A 15,796-nucleotide genomic window follows, 5' to 3' on the forward strand; every position below is an offset into this window, starting at 1 on the left:
TCGAGCATGGCCCGACGCTACAAAAGCGGGCCTCAGACCTGCAGCAGCTTGCGCGCGGCGGCGCGCGCTTCCTTGCTCACTTCCACGCCGCCCAGCATGCGCGCCAGTTCTTCTTCGCGTGCCTTGCTGTCCAGCTTCTCCACTGCGCTCTGGGTCATGCCTTCCACCGGCGCCTTGCTGACCCGGTAGTGCGCATGGCCCTTCGAGGCGACCTGCGGCAGGTGGGTCACGCACAGCACCTGGCGCTTCTCGCCCAGCGCGCGCAGCTTCTGCCCGACGATGTCGGCCACCGCACCGCCGATGCCCGAGTCGACTTCGTCGAACACCATGGTCGGCACCGCATCCAGGTCCAGCGCGGCCACTTCGATGGCCAGCGAGATGCGCGACAGTTCACCGCCGGAGGCCACCTTGCGCAGCGCGCGCGGCGGTTGGCCGGCGTTGGCCGCGACCAGGAATTCCACGCGTTCGGCACCCTGCGGATCGGGCTTGCCGGCGTCCTGCGGCTCCAGCTCGATCAGGAACTGGCCGCCGCCCATGCCCAGCTCGGCAATGATGCCGGTGGTGGTGGCCGACAGTTCGGCAGCAGCGCTGCGGCGGCTGGCGGACAGCACGTCGGCCTGTACGCGCCAGGCGGCGACGGCCTTGTCGATCTCGCCGGCCAGGCGCTGCAGGCGCTCGTCGGCGCCGCGCAGCTGTTCCACTTCGGCATGCATGCGCTCGCGCTGCGCGCCGAGCTCGTCCATCGGCACGCGGTGCTTGCGGGCCAGGTCGTGCAGTCGGCCGAGGCGGCGCTCGTTCTCCTCGAACTGTTCGGGGTCGGCGTCGAGGTCGTCGTGCACCCGGTCCAGCAGCGACAGGGCTTCGTGCAGCTGGATCGAGGCGTTCTCGATCAGGCCGTCCACCTCGCCCAGGCGCGGGTCGTGCTCGATCAGCCGCGACAGCTCGTGGCGGACCTGTTGCAGCAGGTCCAGCGCGGAACTGCCGTCGTCGCCGTTGAGCTGGTTGCTGGCGGCCTGGCAGGCACTCAGCAACGCGCTGGCATGGGCCTGGCGGCGGTGGCTGGCGCCGAGTGCGGCGATCGACTCCGGCTCAAGGTCCTCGCGGTCGAGCTCGCGCAGCTGGTGTTCAAGGAAGCCGATACGGTCACTGACGTCGCCCTGTTGCGACAGGGCAAGTGATTCGTCGACCAGCGTCTGCCAGGCGGCAGCGGCACGGCGCACCTGGCGGCGCTCGTCCTCGTTGCCGGCATAGGCGTCGAGCAGGGCCAGCTGCGACGGACGCGTCAGCAGGGCCTGCTGCTCATGCTGGCCATGGATTTCGACCAGCAATCCGGCCAGGTCTGCCAGCTGTGCCAGCGTCACCGGGCGGCCGTTGATCCACGAACGTGAACCGCCATCGGCGCGGATCACCCGCCGCAGCTGGCACTGTTCCTCATCGTCCAGCTCGTTGTCGGCCAGCCATTGGCGCGCGGCCTGCAGCTGGTCCAGCGCGAATTCGGCGGAAAGCTCGGCGCGCGCGGCACCGTGGCGGACCACGCCACTGTCGGCGCGCAGGCCGGACAGGAAGCCCAGGGCGTCGACCATCAGCGACTTGCCGGCGCCGGTCTCGCCTGAAACGACCGTCATGCCGGGCCCGAACTCCAGTTCGGTGGCGCGGACGACGGCAAAATCCTTGATCGAAAGATGTCTGAGCATGGGTAAGGGGTATCAGCAGCCGCGCAACGCTAGCACGTGGGCGAGGGAGGTCCAATGACTTGCCAAGGTGATGCGCCGCCATTATCTAGTGTCCGTGTCTCACAGGTTGATTCCATGCACGGTTCTCCCGACCAGCTTGCCCCGCGTGCGCGCCATCTGCTGCGCACGCTGATCGCGCGTTACATCCAGGACGGCGAGCCGGTCGGCTCGCAGACGCTGGCGCGCGTGGCCGGCCTGGAGGTCAGCCCGGCCACCATCCGCAACATCCTTGGCGACCTCGAAGACCTGGGGCTGCTGGCGTCGCCGCATACCTCGGCCGGGCGTGTCCCGACCGCGCATGGCTACCGGGTGTTCGTCGACAGCCTGCTGCAGATGCAGCCACCGGGTGAGGGCGAGCTGGCCCGCCTGCGTCAGGAGCTGGCGGGCGGCGGCAGCACCCAGGCCCTGCTCGGCAGCGCCTCGGAACTGCTGTCGGCGATGAGCCATTTCGTCGGCGTGGTCAGCGCGCCACGACGCGAGCAGTTCGCCTTCCGCCAGATCGATTTCGTGGCGCTGGACGGACGCCGGGTGCTGGCGATCCTGGTGTTCGCCGACAACGAGGTGCAGAACCGGGTCATCGAGACCCGTCAGGACTTCGCGCCAGGCCAGCTGGAGCAGGTCGCCAACTACCTCAATGCCCATTTCGCCGGCCTGCCAATGGCCGAGATCCGTACCCGCCTGCTGCTGGAGCTGCGCGACGCCCGCTCGGAGCTGGAGCAGCTGCTGGCGCACAGCATCGAGCTGGCCGAGCAGGCCCTGCAGCCGCCGGCCGACGACATGCTGGTGGCCGGCCAGACCCGGCTGATGGGAGTACAGGACCTGTCCGACCTGGAGCGACTGCGTGAGCTGTTCGAGCTGTTTTCCAGCAAACGCGAGATCCTGCAGCTGCTGGAGCGCACCATCCAGGCCCCGGGCGTGCGCATCTTCATCGGTGAGGAGACAGGGATGATGCCGCTGCAGGGCGTCTCGCTGGTCACCGCCCCATACACCGCCAATGGCCAGGTGCTGGGCGTGCTGGGCGTGATCGGGCCCAAGCGGATGGCCTACGACCGCATGATCCCGCTGGTCCAGGCCACCGCCGATGTGCTCGGCGCGGCCTTTTCACCGGCCGGGCGTACTCCCGGAACATCCGACGCTTGAAACGCAGCATCCCGCCCACACTAGGGTGGGTGGAGGCGGAGATTGACCGCCAGGGACCCAGACATGAACCACGAACATCCAGATATCGAATCCCAGCAGAGTGCCGCCGATGCGGCCGCCGCCGCCGGCGCGAACGACGAAGTGGAGCGCCTGCGCGCCGAGCTTGAGCAGGTCAAGGCCGATGTATTGCGCGAACGCGCCGACCTCGAGAACCAGCGCAAGCGCGTTGCCCGCGACATCGAGCAGGCCCGCAAGTTCGCCAACGAGAAGCTGCTGGGCGAGCTGCTGCCGGTGTTCGACAGCCTGGATGCCGGCCTGAAGGCCGCCGGCGATGATGCCCATCCGCTGCGTGAAGGCCTGGAGCTGACCTACCGGCAGCTGCTGAAGGTCGCCGGCGACAACGGCCTGGTCCTGCTGGACCCGACCGGCCAGCCGTTCAATCCGGAGCATCACCAGGCCATCAGCCAGGTGCCGACTCCGGGTGCCGCCCCGGGCAGCGTGGTGACCGTGTTCCAGAAGGGCTACCTGCTCAACGAGCGCCTGCTGCGGCCGGCGCTGGTGGTGGTGGCGGCTGACTGACCCCCGCGGCGCCGGGAGGCGGGCACGAACCGCGCCCGACCCGACGCTGAACGCGCCGGACAACCGGAAACACAGCGTTCGGGGGATGGCTTGAATGTTCCACGAGCCTCCCCCACATCCCATTCATCCACCGGCCGAACGGCCGGACTGACAAAAACAACATCCTTCAAGGAGTCTCCCCCATGGGCAAGATCATTGGTATCGACCTCGGCACCACCAACTCGTGCGTGGCGATCATGGACGGCGGCAAGGCCCGCGTCATCGAAAATTCGGAAGGCGATCGCACCACCCCGTCGATCGTCGCCTACACCAAGGACGGCGAAGTCCTGGTGGGCGCCTCGGCCAAGCGCCAGGCCGTCACCAACCCCAAGAACACCTTCTACGCGGTGAAGCGCCTGATCGGCCGCAAGTTCACCGACGCCGAAGTGCAGAAGGACATCGCGCACGTCCCGTACAGCATCCTGGCCCATGACAATGGCGATGCCTGGGTGGCCACCAGCGATGCCAAGAAGATGGCGCCGCAGGAAATCTCGGCCAAGGTGCTGGAGAAGATGAAGAAGACCGCCGAGGACTTCCTCGGTGAGAAGGTCACCGAAGCGGTCATCACCGTGCCGGCCTACTTCAACGACAGCCAGCGCCAGGCAACCAAGGACGCGGGTCGCATCGCCGGCCTGGACGTCAAGCGCATCATCAACGAGCCGACCGCGGCCGCGCTGGCCTATGGCCTGGACAAGGGCGACAACAAGGATCGCAAGATCGTGGTGTACGACCTGGGCGGCGGCACCTTCGACGTTTCGGTGATCGAGATCGCCAACGTCGATGGTGAAAAGCAGTTCGAAGTGCTGGCCACCAACGGTGACACTTTCCTGGGCGGCGAAGATTTCGACAACCGCGTCATCGAGTACCTGGTTGAAGAGTTCAACAAGGACCAGGGCATCGACCTGCGCAAGGATCCGCTGGCCCTGCAGCGCCTGAAGGATGCTGCCGAGCGCGCCAAGATCGAGCTGTCCAGCGCCCAGCAGACCGAAGTGAACCTGCCGTACGTCACCGCTGACGCGTCGGGCCCGAAGCACCTGAACATCAAGCTGACCCGCGCCAAGCTGGAGTCGCTGGTGGAAGAACTGATCAAGAAGTCGATCGAGCCGTGCCGCGTCGCCCTGAACGATGCCGGCCTGCGTTCGAGCGACATCAGCGAAGTGATCCTGGTCGGCGGCCAGACCCGCATGCCGAAGGTGCAGCAGGCGGTGACCGAGTTCTTCGGCAAGGAACCGCGCAAGGACGTCAACCCGGACGAAGCCGTGGCACTGGGTGCTGCGATCCAGGGCGGCGTGCTGGGCGGCGACGTCAAGGACGTGCTGCTGCTGGACGTGACCCCGCTGTCGCTGGGTATCGAAACCATGGGTGGTGTGTTCACCAAGATCATCGAGAAGAACACCACCATCCCGACCAAGGCCTCGCAGGTGTTCTCCACCGCCGAGGACAACCAGTCGGCCGTGACCGTGCACGTGCTGCAGGGTGAGCGCGAGCAGGCCCGCTTCAACAAGTCGCTGGCCAAGTTCGACCTGTCCGGCATCGAGCCGGCCCCGCGCGGCCTGCCGCAGGTGGAAGTGTCCTTCGACATCGACGCCAACGGCATCCTGCACGTGTCGGCCAAGGACAAGAAGACCAACAAGGAACAGAAGGTCGAGATCAAGGCCGGTTCGGGCCTGTCCGAGGAAGAGATCGCGCGCATGGTCGCCGACGCGGAAGCCAACCGCGAAGAAGACAAGAAGTTCCAGGAACTGGTGCAGGCCCGCAACCAGGCCGACGCCCTGATCCACGGCACCCGCAGCGCCATCACCGAGCACGGCAGCAAGGTTGGCGGCGATGTCATCGGCAAGGTGGAAGCGGCCCTGGCCGACCTGGAAACCGCGATGAAGGGTGACGACAAGGCACAGATCGAAGCCAAGTCGAAGGTGCTGGAGGAAGCTGGCCAGTCGCTGTTCGCCGCCGCTTCGGCCGAGCAGGGCGGTGCCGCCCCGGGCGCCGACGCCGGCAATGCGGGCAAGGCGCAGGATGACGTGGTGGATGCCGAGTTCACCGAAGTCAAGGACGACAAGAAGTCCTGATCCGGACCGACGCGGGACGCTGCCTGCCAGCGTCCCGTTGTCGTATCAGGGTCCTGGCCGCCCTCTGGCGTGTCGGGGCGCCCGACGCAAGAGCGGACCTGGTTCCGCTCTTCCGCTTTGACGAATCCCGACTTTCCGGAATGCGATCCACGATATGAGCAAGCGCGATTACTACGAAGTGCTGGGCGTTGCCCGCACTGCCAACGACGAAGAGCTGAAGAAGGCCTACCGCCGTTGCGCGATGAAGTTCCACCCGGACCGCAACCCGGGTGATGCGGCGGCCGAAGCCTCCTTCAAGGAGTGCAAGGAAGCCTACGAAGTGCTGTCCGACGGCAACAAGCGCCGCATGTACGACAGCCACGGCCACGCCGCGTTCGAGCACGGCATGGGCGGTGGCGGCGGTCCGGGCGGCCCGGACATGAACGATATTTTCGGCGACATCTTCGGCAACATCTTTGGTGGTGCAGGCGGCGGTGGCCCGCGCCAGGCCCGTCGTGGTGCCGATATCGGTTACGTGATGGAGCTGGACCTGGAAGAAGCGGTGCGTGGCGTCGAGCGCCGCATCGAGATTCCAACCCTGGCCGAATGCGGTGACTGCGATGGTAGCGGCTCCGAAGACGGCAAGGTCGAGACCTGCAACGTCTGCCATGGTCGCGGCCAGGTGCGCATCCAGCGCGGCATCTTCGCCATGCAGCAGGCCTGCCACAACTGCGGCGGCCGCGGCCAGATCATCGCCAAGCCCTGCAAGACCTGCCATGGCAACGGCCGTGTCGAGGAAGACAAGGTGCTGTCGGTGAAGGTGCCGGCGGGCGTGGATACCGGCGACCGCATCCGTTTGTCGGGCGAAGGCGAGGCCGGTCCGGCCGGTACACCGCCGGGCGATCTGTACGTGGAAGTGCGGGTACGCGAGCACGCGATCTTCCAGCGCGATGGCGACGACCTGCACTGCGAAGTGCCGATCCGCATCTCGCAGGCCGCGCTGGGCGACACCGTGCGCGTGGCAACCCTCGGCGGTGAAGCGGAAATCCGCATCCCGGCCGAGACCCAGACCGGCAAGCTGTTCCGCCTGCGCGGCAAGGGCGTACGTTCGGTGCGCAGCCGCAGCGAAGGCGACCTGTACTGCCGCGTGGTGGTGGAGACCCCGGTCAACCTCACCAACGACCAGCGCAAGCTGCTGGAGCAGTTCGAAGCGACCTTCAACGGTGAAGATGCGCGCAAGCACTCGCCGAAGTCGGCGACCTTCATCGATGGCGTGAAGGGCTTCTGGGACCGGATGACGTCCTGAGTCTTCAACGGAAACGTTGAGCGGTAGCGCCGGGCCATGCCCGGCGTTTTCGTTTGTGGTGCCGCACTGCCGCCGTCGGGCATGGCCCGGCGCTACCGGAAAAACGCCGCCGGGGTCTGCCCGAGCTGGCGCTTGAACATGCTGGTGAATGCACTCGGGCTGTCGTAGCCCATCGCCAGTGCGACATCGATGACCTTGTCGCCGAGCGCCAGCCGTTCCATCGCTGCCAGCAGCCGCGCCTGCTGCCGCCACTGGCCGAAGGTCATGCCCAGTTCGCTGGCGAAATGGCGCTGGATGGTTTTCACGTCCACCGCCAGTGCCTGCGCCCAGTCCTGCAGGGTTGCGTCGTCCGCAGGATGCTTCTGGATATGCAGGCAGATCTTCAGCAGGCGGGGATCGGACGGTTCCGGCAGGTGCAGCGGCAGCGCATCCATCCGTCGCAGTTCGTCCAGCAGCAGGCGCACCACACGGCCATCGCGGCTGTCGTCCTCGTGTGGACCCTCGATCAAGCTGGCAGCCAGCAGCAGTTCGCGCAGCAGGGGGGCCACCTGTATCGCGAAGGCTTCGGCAGGCAGGTGTGGCGCGAACTCCGGCTCCACATACAGGCTGCGCATGTGCACCTCGGCAATGCAGTCCACCGCATGGGCAATGCCTGCAGGTACCCAGATCGCACGGGTGGAAGGCACTACCCAGCGGCCGACCTCCGAGCGCACCACCATCAACCCGGACTGTGCATAGACCAACTGGTGACGGCGGTGCTTGTGCGGCGAGATATGGGTGCCGGCCTGGTAATGGCGGGCACGGCAGGTCACCGGCCGTTGTATCGGCACCTCCCGCCAGGGAGCGGTTTCGCGGACCGGGCAGGGGATGTCCTTTTTGCGATAGTCCATGACCAGAACGCGGCAGAAGGGAGGGAGGTGCAACCGTAGCATGCGTGGCTCGCCCCCAACCTGACTGTGTCCATGTCGACCCTGGCTTCCCCCGCAACGACCTCACGCCCGGTGGCTCCCGGCGTGTTGGCCGCCATTTCCACCTCGCATGTCGTCAACGACATGATGCAGTCGCTGATCCTGGCCATCTATCCGGTGATCAAGGGCGGCTTCAATCTCAGCTTCACCCAGATCGGCCTGATCACGCTGACCTACCAGCTCACCGCCTCGATCTTCCAGCCGCTGATCGGCATCGCCACCGATCGCCGCCCGGCGCCGTACTCGCTGCCGATCGGCATGGCCTCGACCCTGTGCGGCATGCTGCTGCTCGGCTTCGCGCCGAACTACACGATGGTGCTGCTGGCCGCCGCGATGGTCGGCATTGGTTCGGCGATCTTCCATCCCGAGGCCTCGCGTATCGCACGCCTGGCATCGGGTGGCCGACATGGCTTTGCACAGTCTGTGTTCCAGGTTGGCGGCAACTTCGGCACCGCGCTGGGCCCGCTGATTGCCGCCGCGGTGATCGTGCCGTATGGCCAGCACGCCGCATCGTGGTTTGCTGGCGCTGCCCTGATCGGCATCGCATTGCTGACCTATGTCGGTCGCTGGTACGCGCTGCACCTGGGTACACCGCGTCCGGCCAGCACCGCATCGATGGCCCCGCGCCATCCGCCGCGCACCGTGGCCAGGGTGCTGGCGATCCTGCTCGTGCTGATCTTCAGCAAGTACTTCTACATGGCCAGCATCGGCAGTTACTTCACCTTCTACCTGATCCACCACTTCGGCATTCCGGTGGCGCAGGCGCAGCTGCACCTGTTCGCCTTCCTGGTGGCCTCCGCCGCCGGCGGATTCCTTGGTGGCCCGCTGGGCGACCGCATCGGCCGCAAGCCGATCATCTGGACCTCGATCCTGGGCGTGGCACCGTTCGCGATGATGCTGCCGCATGCCGACCTGCTGTGGACCACGGTGCTGGCGGTGCTGATCGGCTTTGTGCTGTCCTCGGCGTTCTCGGCCATCGTGGTGTATGCGCAGGAGATGATGCCGCACCGCATCGGCATGGTGTCGGGGTTGTTCTTCGGCTTCGCGTTCGGCATGGGCGGGCTGGGTGCTGCCGTGCTCGGCCTGCTGGCGGACAAGACCAGCATTGAGTACGTCTACCAGCTGACGGCGTTCCTGCCGCTGCTCGGTATCGTGGCGGCATGGCTGCCGCCGTCGCGGCCTGCTGCTCACTGAGGGAGTGTAGGTTTGCAGGGCTTGCAGCCCTGCACCTGCCGAATCAACGTCAACGTCAAAAGCCTGCATTCCGCGGGTTGGCGGGGTGGGTCCGGTTGAGGGGGACGCTGCAAGTACGTCCATGTAAGCTCGGTCGCCGCTTGCTCGTGTGCGCTGTCCTGCGCACACGGCAAGACCGGGGTTGGGCCTCCTGCCCAACCCGCCCGAGGCATGCCTCGGGCCCATGCGGCTCACGCCCCCTCAACCGGACCCACCCCGCCTTCGACAGTTGGCCGCGATCTGTCGGAACGGCGTCCGGCTCTGGTAGGTGTCGACCTTGGTCGACACATCTGTCAGATATCGAACGAATTCATCCGTGTCGACCAAGGTCGACACCTACCAACAGCCGCGCGGAACAACAGCCGCAGTTACCAACAGCCGCGTGAACCTGTCGAAGGTGGGGCGGTGTCGGATTGCGGGGTGTCAGCGGCATGGATGCCGCTGCCAAGCCTTATCTGATCGGAATCTGGCAGCGTAGGCGTCGAGAGCCGGCGTGGGCCGCCGTGCGAGCCTAGATCTCGACGATCCGTAACCAGGATCGCGACGATCGCCATGTAGCTTGGCGCCCACGCCGGAATCTCCCTTGATCCGCCCGAACAGTTGCTGGAGCGACCACTCGAAGCGATAAGACTGGGCAAGCGGGGGAGCTCTCGACCCTTCCAGACTATACGGAGTCAGGTGATGAACGGGATCGGGATTGATGTCAGCAAGCGTCAGCTGGATATCGGTACGACGGACGGAGAAACCCTGCAGGTCGGCAACAACCGCTCCGGGTTTTCTGAACTGGATGTTTGGCTGAAGAAGCGTCCGACCAGCCAGATCGTGCTTGAAGCCACAGGTGGCTATGAGCAGCCTGTGCTGGATTTCCTGCACAAGGCCGGTCATCCGGTGGTCCGTGCCAATGCCTTGCGCGCCCGGAAACTGGCTCAGGGTCTGGGTCAGATTGCCAAAACCGACCGTTTGGATGCCTACGCGTTGGCGCAGATGGCCGCCCTGGTGAAGCTGCCTCCCTATCAGCCGCTGCAGTCTTGGCAGCAGAAGATGCGGGAGTTCGTTCGGGCACGTCGGCAGGCGATGGACGCCCTGACCATCGCGCGGCAGCAGCAGGAAATGGTGCTTGATCGTGAACTGCGCCGACTACTGCAAGGCAACATCACCCGCCTACAAACGTTGGTTGAGCGTCTGGGCAAGCAGATCGTCGAGCAGGTTGGTCAGCAGCCTCAACTGAAGATGCTGAAGTCGATGAAGGGCGTAGGGCCTGTGCTGCAGGCAGTTCTAGCCAGCTATCTGCCAGAGCTTGGCAGGATCACTGGCAAGCGCATCGCCAGCCTGGTCGGGGTAGCCCCGATGTCCCACGACAGCGGCACGATGAGAGGAAAACGAAGCATCCACGGTGGAAGAGCCGAAATCCGGCAAGTGCTCTACATGGCGGCAATGTCGGCCATGCGGCATGAACCTCGGCTGCGCGATTTTTACCAGTCGCTACGAGCCCGCGGCAAGGAAGGCAAGGTGGCCATCGTGGCAGTGATGCGGAAGATGCTGGTCATCCTCAACGCCCGTGTGCGCGACGCTGAAAGCGGGCTAGTCCCCGCCTGAGGCGAGCCAGGGCGAAAGACCAAAGGCTGCCGGCCAGCGGCCGGCACTACCGTGCCCGTTTACCTGACGGGCCTGAGACTCTCCAGCAACACAGTTGCTACAAGGACGTACTTGCGGCGTCCCCGCACTCCGACACCGCCCCGCCACCCCACGGAATGCCGCTTTGGCTTCGGCCGTTGCCGTTGCATTGAGCAGGTGCAGGGCTGCAAGCCCTGCCGAAAACCCCCTTGGGCGTAGAATGCGGGCATGAGCGAATCCCTTGATAACCACCTGGTCCACGGCCGCCGCCAGCGGCCGGACGGGCCCTCGCCGATCGACGTCATCTCGGTCCAGTCGCAACTTGTCTACGGCCACGCCGGCAACAGCGCCGCCGTGCCGCCAATGCGTGCACTGGGCGTGCGCGTGGCGGAGATCCCGACCGTGCTGCTCAGCAATGCGCCGTTCTACGACACCACCCGCGGCCGTGTGCTGCCCGCCGACTGGTTCGCCGATCTGCTGCTCGGCACCCGCGAACGCGGCCTGCCGCAGCGGGCGAAGATGCTGGTCTCCGGCTACTTCGGCAGCACCGCCAATGGCGCTGCGTTCGCCGATTGGCTGGATGAAATCCTGCCGGCCTGCCCGCAGCTGCGCTACTGCCTGGACCCGGTGATCGGCGATACCCATACCGGGCCCTACGTGGAACCGGGCCTGGAGGCGATCTTCGCCGAACGCCTGCTGCCGCACGCTTGGCTGGTGACGCCGAACGCCTTCGAACTGAATCGCCTGACCGGCATGCCGGCACTGGCCGAGGCCGATGCCATCGCTGCCGCTCGCACGTTGCTGGACCGCGGTCCGCACTGGGTGATCGCGCACAGCGTCGGCGGCAACCCGGGTGAGCTGGTGACGTTGGCCGTCGGCCGCGAGGAAACCTGGCGCTGGACCTCGCCGCTGCTGCCGGTGGACGTGGCCGGCACCGGCGACGTGCTGATGTCGCTGGTGGTGTCGTTCCTGCTGCGCGGTGAGTCGATGCAGCAGGCGATCTCGCGCGCCATCGCCGGTACTCACGCGGCATTGGAAGCGACCCTGGACAACGGCTTCGAGGAATTCGACGTAATCGCCGCGGCACCTGCCGCGCTGGCCGAAGGCACGCGCTTCCGCGCCGAACGCGTGGCATGAGCGGCCTGCAGGAACGCGCGCCGCGCACGGTCGGCATCATTGGTAGCGCCGGCGCCTATGGGCGCTGGTTGACCCGCTTCTTCCAGCAGCACATGCAGTTGCAGGTGATCGGCCACGACCCGGCCGATGCCACCTCGCATACGCCGGAGCAGCTGTTGGCGCAGGCCGATGTGCTGGTGTTCTCGGCGCCGATCCGGCACATGCCGGCGCTGATCGCCGAATACGTGCGGGAATCGGCTGGTCGCGAGCGGGACCGCCTGTGGCTGGATGTGACTTCGGTAAAGGAGGCGCCGGTACAGGCGATGCTGGCCTCGCAGGCCGAAGTGGTCGGGCTGCACCCGATGACCGCTCCGCCCAAGGCGCCGACACTGAAGGGCCGGGTGATGGTGGTCTGCGAAGCACGGCTGCAGCACTGGCAGCCGTGGGTCGACGCGTTGTGCGCGGCGCTGCAGGCCGAGTGCGTGCGCGCCACGCCGCAGCACCACGACCAGATGATGGCGCTGGTGCAGGCGATGGTGCATGCCACCCATCTGGCCCAGGCCGGCGTGCTGCGCCAGTACCAGCCGCAGTTGGGTGACCTTGCCGCGATGATGCCGTACCGCTCCGCGTCATTCGAGCTGGATACGGCGATCATCTCGCGGATCCTGTCGCTGAACCCGGCGATCTACGAGGACATCCAGTTCGGCAACCCGTACGTGGCGCCGATGCTGGAGCGCCTGGTAGGCCAGTTGCAGGCCCTGCAGGTACAGGTCGGGCAGGGTGACGACACCGCGCGTGCTGCGTTCCGCGAGCAGTCGCTGTCGGCCAACCACAATGCCTTCGGTGAGCAGGCGCTGGCCGCAGGCAACTACACCTTTGAACGGGTGGGCTACCTGCTGGCCGACCTGACCGAGCGCAACGCGTTGTCGGTTCACCTTCCGGAAGATCGTCCAGGTTCGTTGCGCGAGCTGCTGAACGTGTTCGAGCAGCATCGCATCAGCCTGGCCTCGATCCATTCCTCGCGCACCCCGGGCGGCGAAGTGCATTTCCGTATCGGCTTTGTGGCGGGAAGTGATCCGGCCGCCATCGCGCTGGCGGCGGCCGAGGTGGATGCCAGCGGCATTGGGCGGGTGCTGGGCTGATCATATTCATCCACAGGCGGTGTGGATGGTTTCTGAGCAAACATGTGGATAACCGCGTGCAGCCCTTGGCAGGAAAGGCTGTCAAGATGGTTGGTCAAAAAATGGCCACGCTTTTTTATGGCGTCGGGCCATGCTCGACTACCCTTGGCAAAGAGCGTGTCGACCAAGGTCGACACCTACCAGGGCGGGGCGATACGAATTCCGGTAGCGCCGGGCCATGCCCGGCGAACCTCAGATCGTCAGCCGCACATCACCGCCGCTGGTGGTGAACTCACGGCCATTGCGGACCAGCAGGCGTCCGTCATCCAGCTCGTAGCGCGGCGTGGACTCGGAGTTGTGCCCGCTGCCATTCGCCTCGGGCTTGAACTCGATGATGATGTGGCTGTCGCCATTGCTGTCGACGGCGGGGAACTGTCGGAACGACATCGTGCACCTCCTTTCAGCAGGTGTTGCTGACGCGCGACCAGCTTGGCCCGCTTGGTGTTAGCCGGCCGTCATCAATCGATGAACTGCAGCCTTGCCAGTTCAGCGTACAGACCACCTTCGGCCAGCAATTGTGCGTGCGTGCCCTCGGCGACGATGCGGCCCTGGTCCATCACCACGATGCGGTCGGCCTTGAGCACGGTGGCCAGGCGGTGGGCGATGACCAGCGTGGTACGGCCGGCCATCAACCGCTCCAGCGCCTGCTGCACGCCATGTTCGCTCTGCGCATCCAGCGCGCTGGTGGCTTCATCCAGCAGCAGGATCGGTGCGTCCTTCAGCAGCGCACGGGCGATCGCCACACGCTGCTGCTGGCCGCCGGACAGGCGCGCGCCACGCTCACCCAGTTCGCTGTCGTAGCCCTGCGGCAACGCACGCAGGAAGCCGTCGGCCTCGGCTGCGCGCGCAGCATCCTCGACCTCGGCGTCGCTGGCCTGCAGGCGGCCGTAACGGATGTTGTCGCGTGCGCTGGCCGCGAACAGGGTCGGCTGCTGTGGCACCAGCGCCAGCTGGTCGCGCAGTTCGGCCGGATCGACCTCGCGTACATCGATGCCGTCCACGCAGATGCGGCCAGCAGCCGGATCGTGGAAGCGCAGCAGCATCGACAGCACCGTACTCTTGCCGGCGCCGGACGGCCCCACCAGCGCCACGGTCTCGCCCGGGCGCACGTGCAGGTTGAAATGATCCAGCGCAGCCTGGTCCGGCCGCTGCGGGTAGTGGAACACCACGTCGTTGAACTGGATCTCGCCGCGCAGTGGCTGCGGCAACACGTGCGGCTGTGCCGGTGCGCGGATCTCGATGTCTTCCTGCAGCAGCTCGCCGATGCGGCCCATGCCGCCAGCCGCGCGCTGCAGCTCGTTCCATACTTCGGCCAGGGCGCCGACGGATCCACCGCCGATCAACGCGTAAAGCACGAACTGGCCCAGCGTGCCTGCACTGAGGCGACCGTCGATGACGTCGTGCGCGCCCAGCCACAACACGCCGACGATGGCACCAAACACCAACAGGATGGCGCTGGCGGTGACCAGAGACTGTGCACCGATGCGCCGGCGCGCGGCACCGATGGCGTCACCCAGGGCCTTGTCGAAGCGGCCGCGCTCGTACGGTTCGCGCGCGTGCGCTTGTACCGTGCGGACCGCGCCCAGGGTTTCGCTGGCCAGGCTGTTGGCATCGGCGATGCGGTCCTGGCTGCTGCGCGCGACGGTGCGCAGCTTGCGTGCGCCAATGATGATCGGCAGCACCGCCAACGGGATGCCCAGCAGTGACCATGCCGCCAGCCGCGGGCTGGTGACGAACAGCATCGCCAGGCTGCCGACCACGGTCACGCTGCTGCGCAGGGCCACCGACATGGTTGACCCGACCACGCTGCGCAGCAGTTCGCTGTCGGCGGTCAGGCGAGAGACCAGCTCACCGCTGCGACTGCGGTCGTGGAAGCCGGCACCGAGTTGGATCAGGTGCGCGTACAGGCGGCTGCGCAGATCGGCCACCACCTTTTCGCCCAGCAGCGACACGAAGTAGAAGCGTGCCGCCGTGGCGAGGGCCAGCACCACCGCCACCAGCATCAGCAGGGCGAAGGCGCGGTTGATCTGGCCGCCACTGGTGAAGCCGTGGTCAATCATCTGCTTCACTGCCGGTGGCAGGCTCAGCGTTGCCGCCGAGGACACCGCCAGAGCCAGCAGCCAGGCGGTGAACAGGCCACTGTGGCGGCGCACGAACGGCCACAGCGTGCGCAGGCTGCCGAGGCGGCGCAGCGGCGGGGTCGAGGCGGGGGCGTCGTCCTTGTCAGTCATCCTGGTCGTCGTCTTGTATGCGGATACGGTCACGGGTGGCGTCGCGCAGGCGGATTTTCAATGCGTCGACCTGATCGGCAGGCAATTCGACCCGCAGGCAGACACCGTCGGCATCGAACTGTTCATCACGCTTCTCTGCGGCGAAGGCGGGCAGGGTAGCGTGCAGGATGCCCAGATCCTCGAAGCCGGCCAGCAGCCGCAGCCGGGTCATGGCCACCAGCGGCAGCCGCGGTGCGGTACGCAGGCATTCGGCTGCGGCCCCGCCGTAGGCACGCACCAGGCCGCCGGCGCCCAGCTTGATACCGCCGAACCAGCGCGTCACCACCACCATCACCCGATCGAAGCCCTGGCCGTCAATGGCAGCCAGGATCGGCCGGCCGGCGGTGCCAGCAGGCTCGCCATCGTCGCTGGAGCGATAGTCCTGGCCGTGCCGGTAGGCCCAGCAGTTGTGCGTGGCATCGGCCACCGCCACCTGCTGCAGGAATGCCATCGCCGCCACCGCACCGTCGATTGGCGCGGCATGGGCGATGAAGCGGCTGTGCTTGACTTCCAGCGTGTGGTTGACCGGCTGGGCGAGGGTATCGGGCATCCCCACCATTCTACGGGGT

13 protein-coding genes are annotated in these 15,796 nt (G+C 66.5%); 8 read left to right on the forward strand and 5 right to left on the reverse strand.

Annotation, left to right across the window (positions count from 1 at the left end; all coding sequences use genetic code 11):
• Positions 1-32 precede the first annotated feature (32 nt).
• A complete protein-coding gene (recN, locus tag AC3ITW_RS08590; protein WP_012510755.1) occupies positions 33-1,694 on the reverse strand; it encodes a DNA repair protein RecN in 1,662 nt (553 codons plus the stop codon).
• A gap of 114 nt (positions 1,695-1,808) precedes the next feature.
• Here recN and hrcA point away from each other — a divergent pair, with 114 nt between their 5' ends.
• From hrcA to dnaJ, 4 genes are all read left to right on the forward strand, one after another.
• Positions 1,809-2,873 (forward strand): heat-inducible transcriptional repressor HrcA, encoded by a 1,065-nt coding sequence (gene hrcA / locus AC3ITW_RS08595; protein WP_046983365.1) that lies wholly within the window; start codon positions 1,809-1,811, stop codon positions 2,871-2,873.
• 63 nt (positions 2,874-2,936) lie between these two features.
• A complete protein-coding gene (grpE, locus tag AC3ITW_RS08600) occupies positions 2,937-3,452 on the forward strand; it encodes a nucleotide exchange factor GrpE (protein ID WP_100434450.1) in 516 nt (171 codons plus the stop codon).
• A gap of 182 nt (positions 3,453-3,634) precedes the next feature.
• The gene (gene dnaK / locus AC3ITW_RS08605; RefSeq protein WP_100434451.1) at positions 3,635-5,560 is read left to right on the forward strand and encodes a molecular chaperone DnaK; all 1,926 of its coding nucleotides are present in this window, start codon (positions 3,635-3,637) and stop codon (positions 5,558-5,560) included.
• Between the two features lie 154 nt (positions 5,561-5,714).
• Positions 5,715-6,845, forward strand: a complete 1,131-nt coding sequence (gene dnaJ, locus AC3ITW_RS08610) for a molecular chaperone DnaJ (RefSeq protein WP_004153270.1) — start codon at positions 5,715-5,717, stop codon at positions 6,843-6,845.
• A 92-nt stretch (positions 6,846-6,937) separates the two neighbouring features.
• On the opposite strand, the gene AC3ITW_RS08615 is transcribed toward dnaJ, so the two are convergent.
• Positions 6,938-7,735: an AraC family transcriptional regulator gene (locus tag AC3ITW_RS08615; RefSeq protein ID WP_100434452.1), complete on the reverse strand. Its 798-nt coding sequence runs from the start codon at positions 7,733-7,735 to the stop codon at positions 6,938-6,940.
• Between the two features lie 72 nt (positions 7,736-7,807).
• Between AC3ITW_RS08615 and AC3ITW_RS08620 the strand changes: the two genes are divergently transcribed.
• From AC3ITW_RS08620 to AC3ITW_RS08635, 4 genes are all read left to right on the forward strand, one after another.
• A complete protein-coding gene (locus AC3ITW_RS08620; protein WP_012510759.1) occupies positions 7,808-9,007 on the forward strand; it encodes an MFS transporter in 1,200 nt (399 codons plus the stop codon).
• A gap of 720 nt (positions 9,008-9,727) precedes the next feature.
• Positions 9,728-10,642, forward strand: a complete 915-nt coding sequence (locus tag AC3ITW_RS08625; RefSeq protein ID WP_489389826.1) for an IS110 family RNA-guided transposase — start codon at positions 9,728-9,730, stop codon at positions 10,640-10,642.
• Positions 10,643-10,888: 246 nt separating this feature from the next.
• Positions 10,889-11,797 (forward strand): pyridoxal kinase, encoded by a 909-nt coding sequence (pdxY, locus tag AC3ITW_RS08630; RefSeq protein WP_004153277.1) that lies wholly within the window; start codon positions 10,889-10,891, stop codon positions 11,795-11,797.
• Positions 11,794-12,918 carry a prephenate dehydrogenase gene (locus AC3ITW_RS08635; RefSeq protein WP_100468246.1) on the forward strand — a complete coding sequence of 375 codons (1,125 nt, stop codon included), beginning with the start codon at positions 11,794-11,796 and terminating at the stop codon, positions 12,916-12,918. The genes pdxY and AC3ITW_RS08635 overlap by 4 nt, the downstream gene beginning before the upstream one ends.
• A 231-nt stretch (positions 12,919-13,149) precedes the next feature.
• Here the strand turns inward: AC3ITW_RS08635 and AC3ITW_RS08640 are convergent, their stop codons facing one another.
• The 3 genes from AC3ITW_RS08640 to AC3ITW_RS08650 form a co-directional block, all read right to left on the reverse strand.
• Positions 13,150-13,344, reverse strand: coding sequence for a hypothetical protein (locus AC3ITW_RS08640; RefSeq protein WP_004153279.1), 195 nt, complete (start codon positions 13,342-13,344; stop codon positions 13,150-13,152).
• A gap of 71 nt (positions 13,345-13,415) precedes the next feature.
• A complete protein-coding gene (locus tag AC3ITW_RS08645; protein WP_100434454.1) occupies positions 13,416-15,188 on the reverse strand; it encodes an ABC transporter transmembrane domain-containing protein in 1,773 nt (590 codons plus the stop codon).
• A complete protein-coding gene (locus AC3ITW_RS08650; RefSeq protein WP_100434778.1) occupies positions 15,181-15,777 on the reverse strand; it encodes an IMPACT family protein in 597 nt (198 codons plus the stop codon). Before AC3ITW_RS08650 ends, AC3ITW_RS08645 begins: the two co-directional genes overlap by 8 nt.
• Positions 15,778-15,796: the final 19 nt, after the last annotated feature.

The organism is Stenotrophomonas sp. KH_052 (assembly GCF_057838755.1).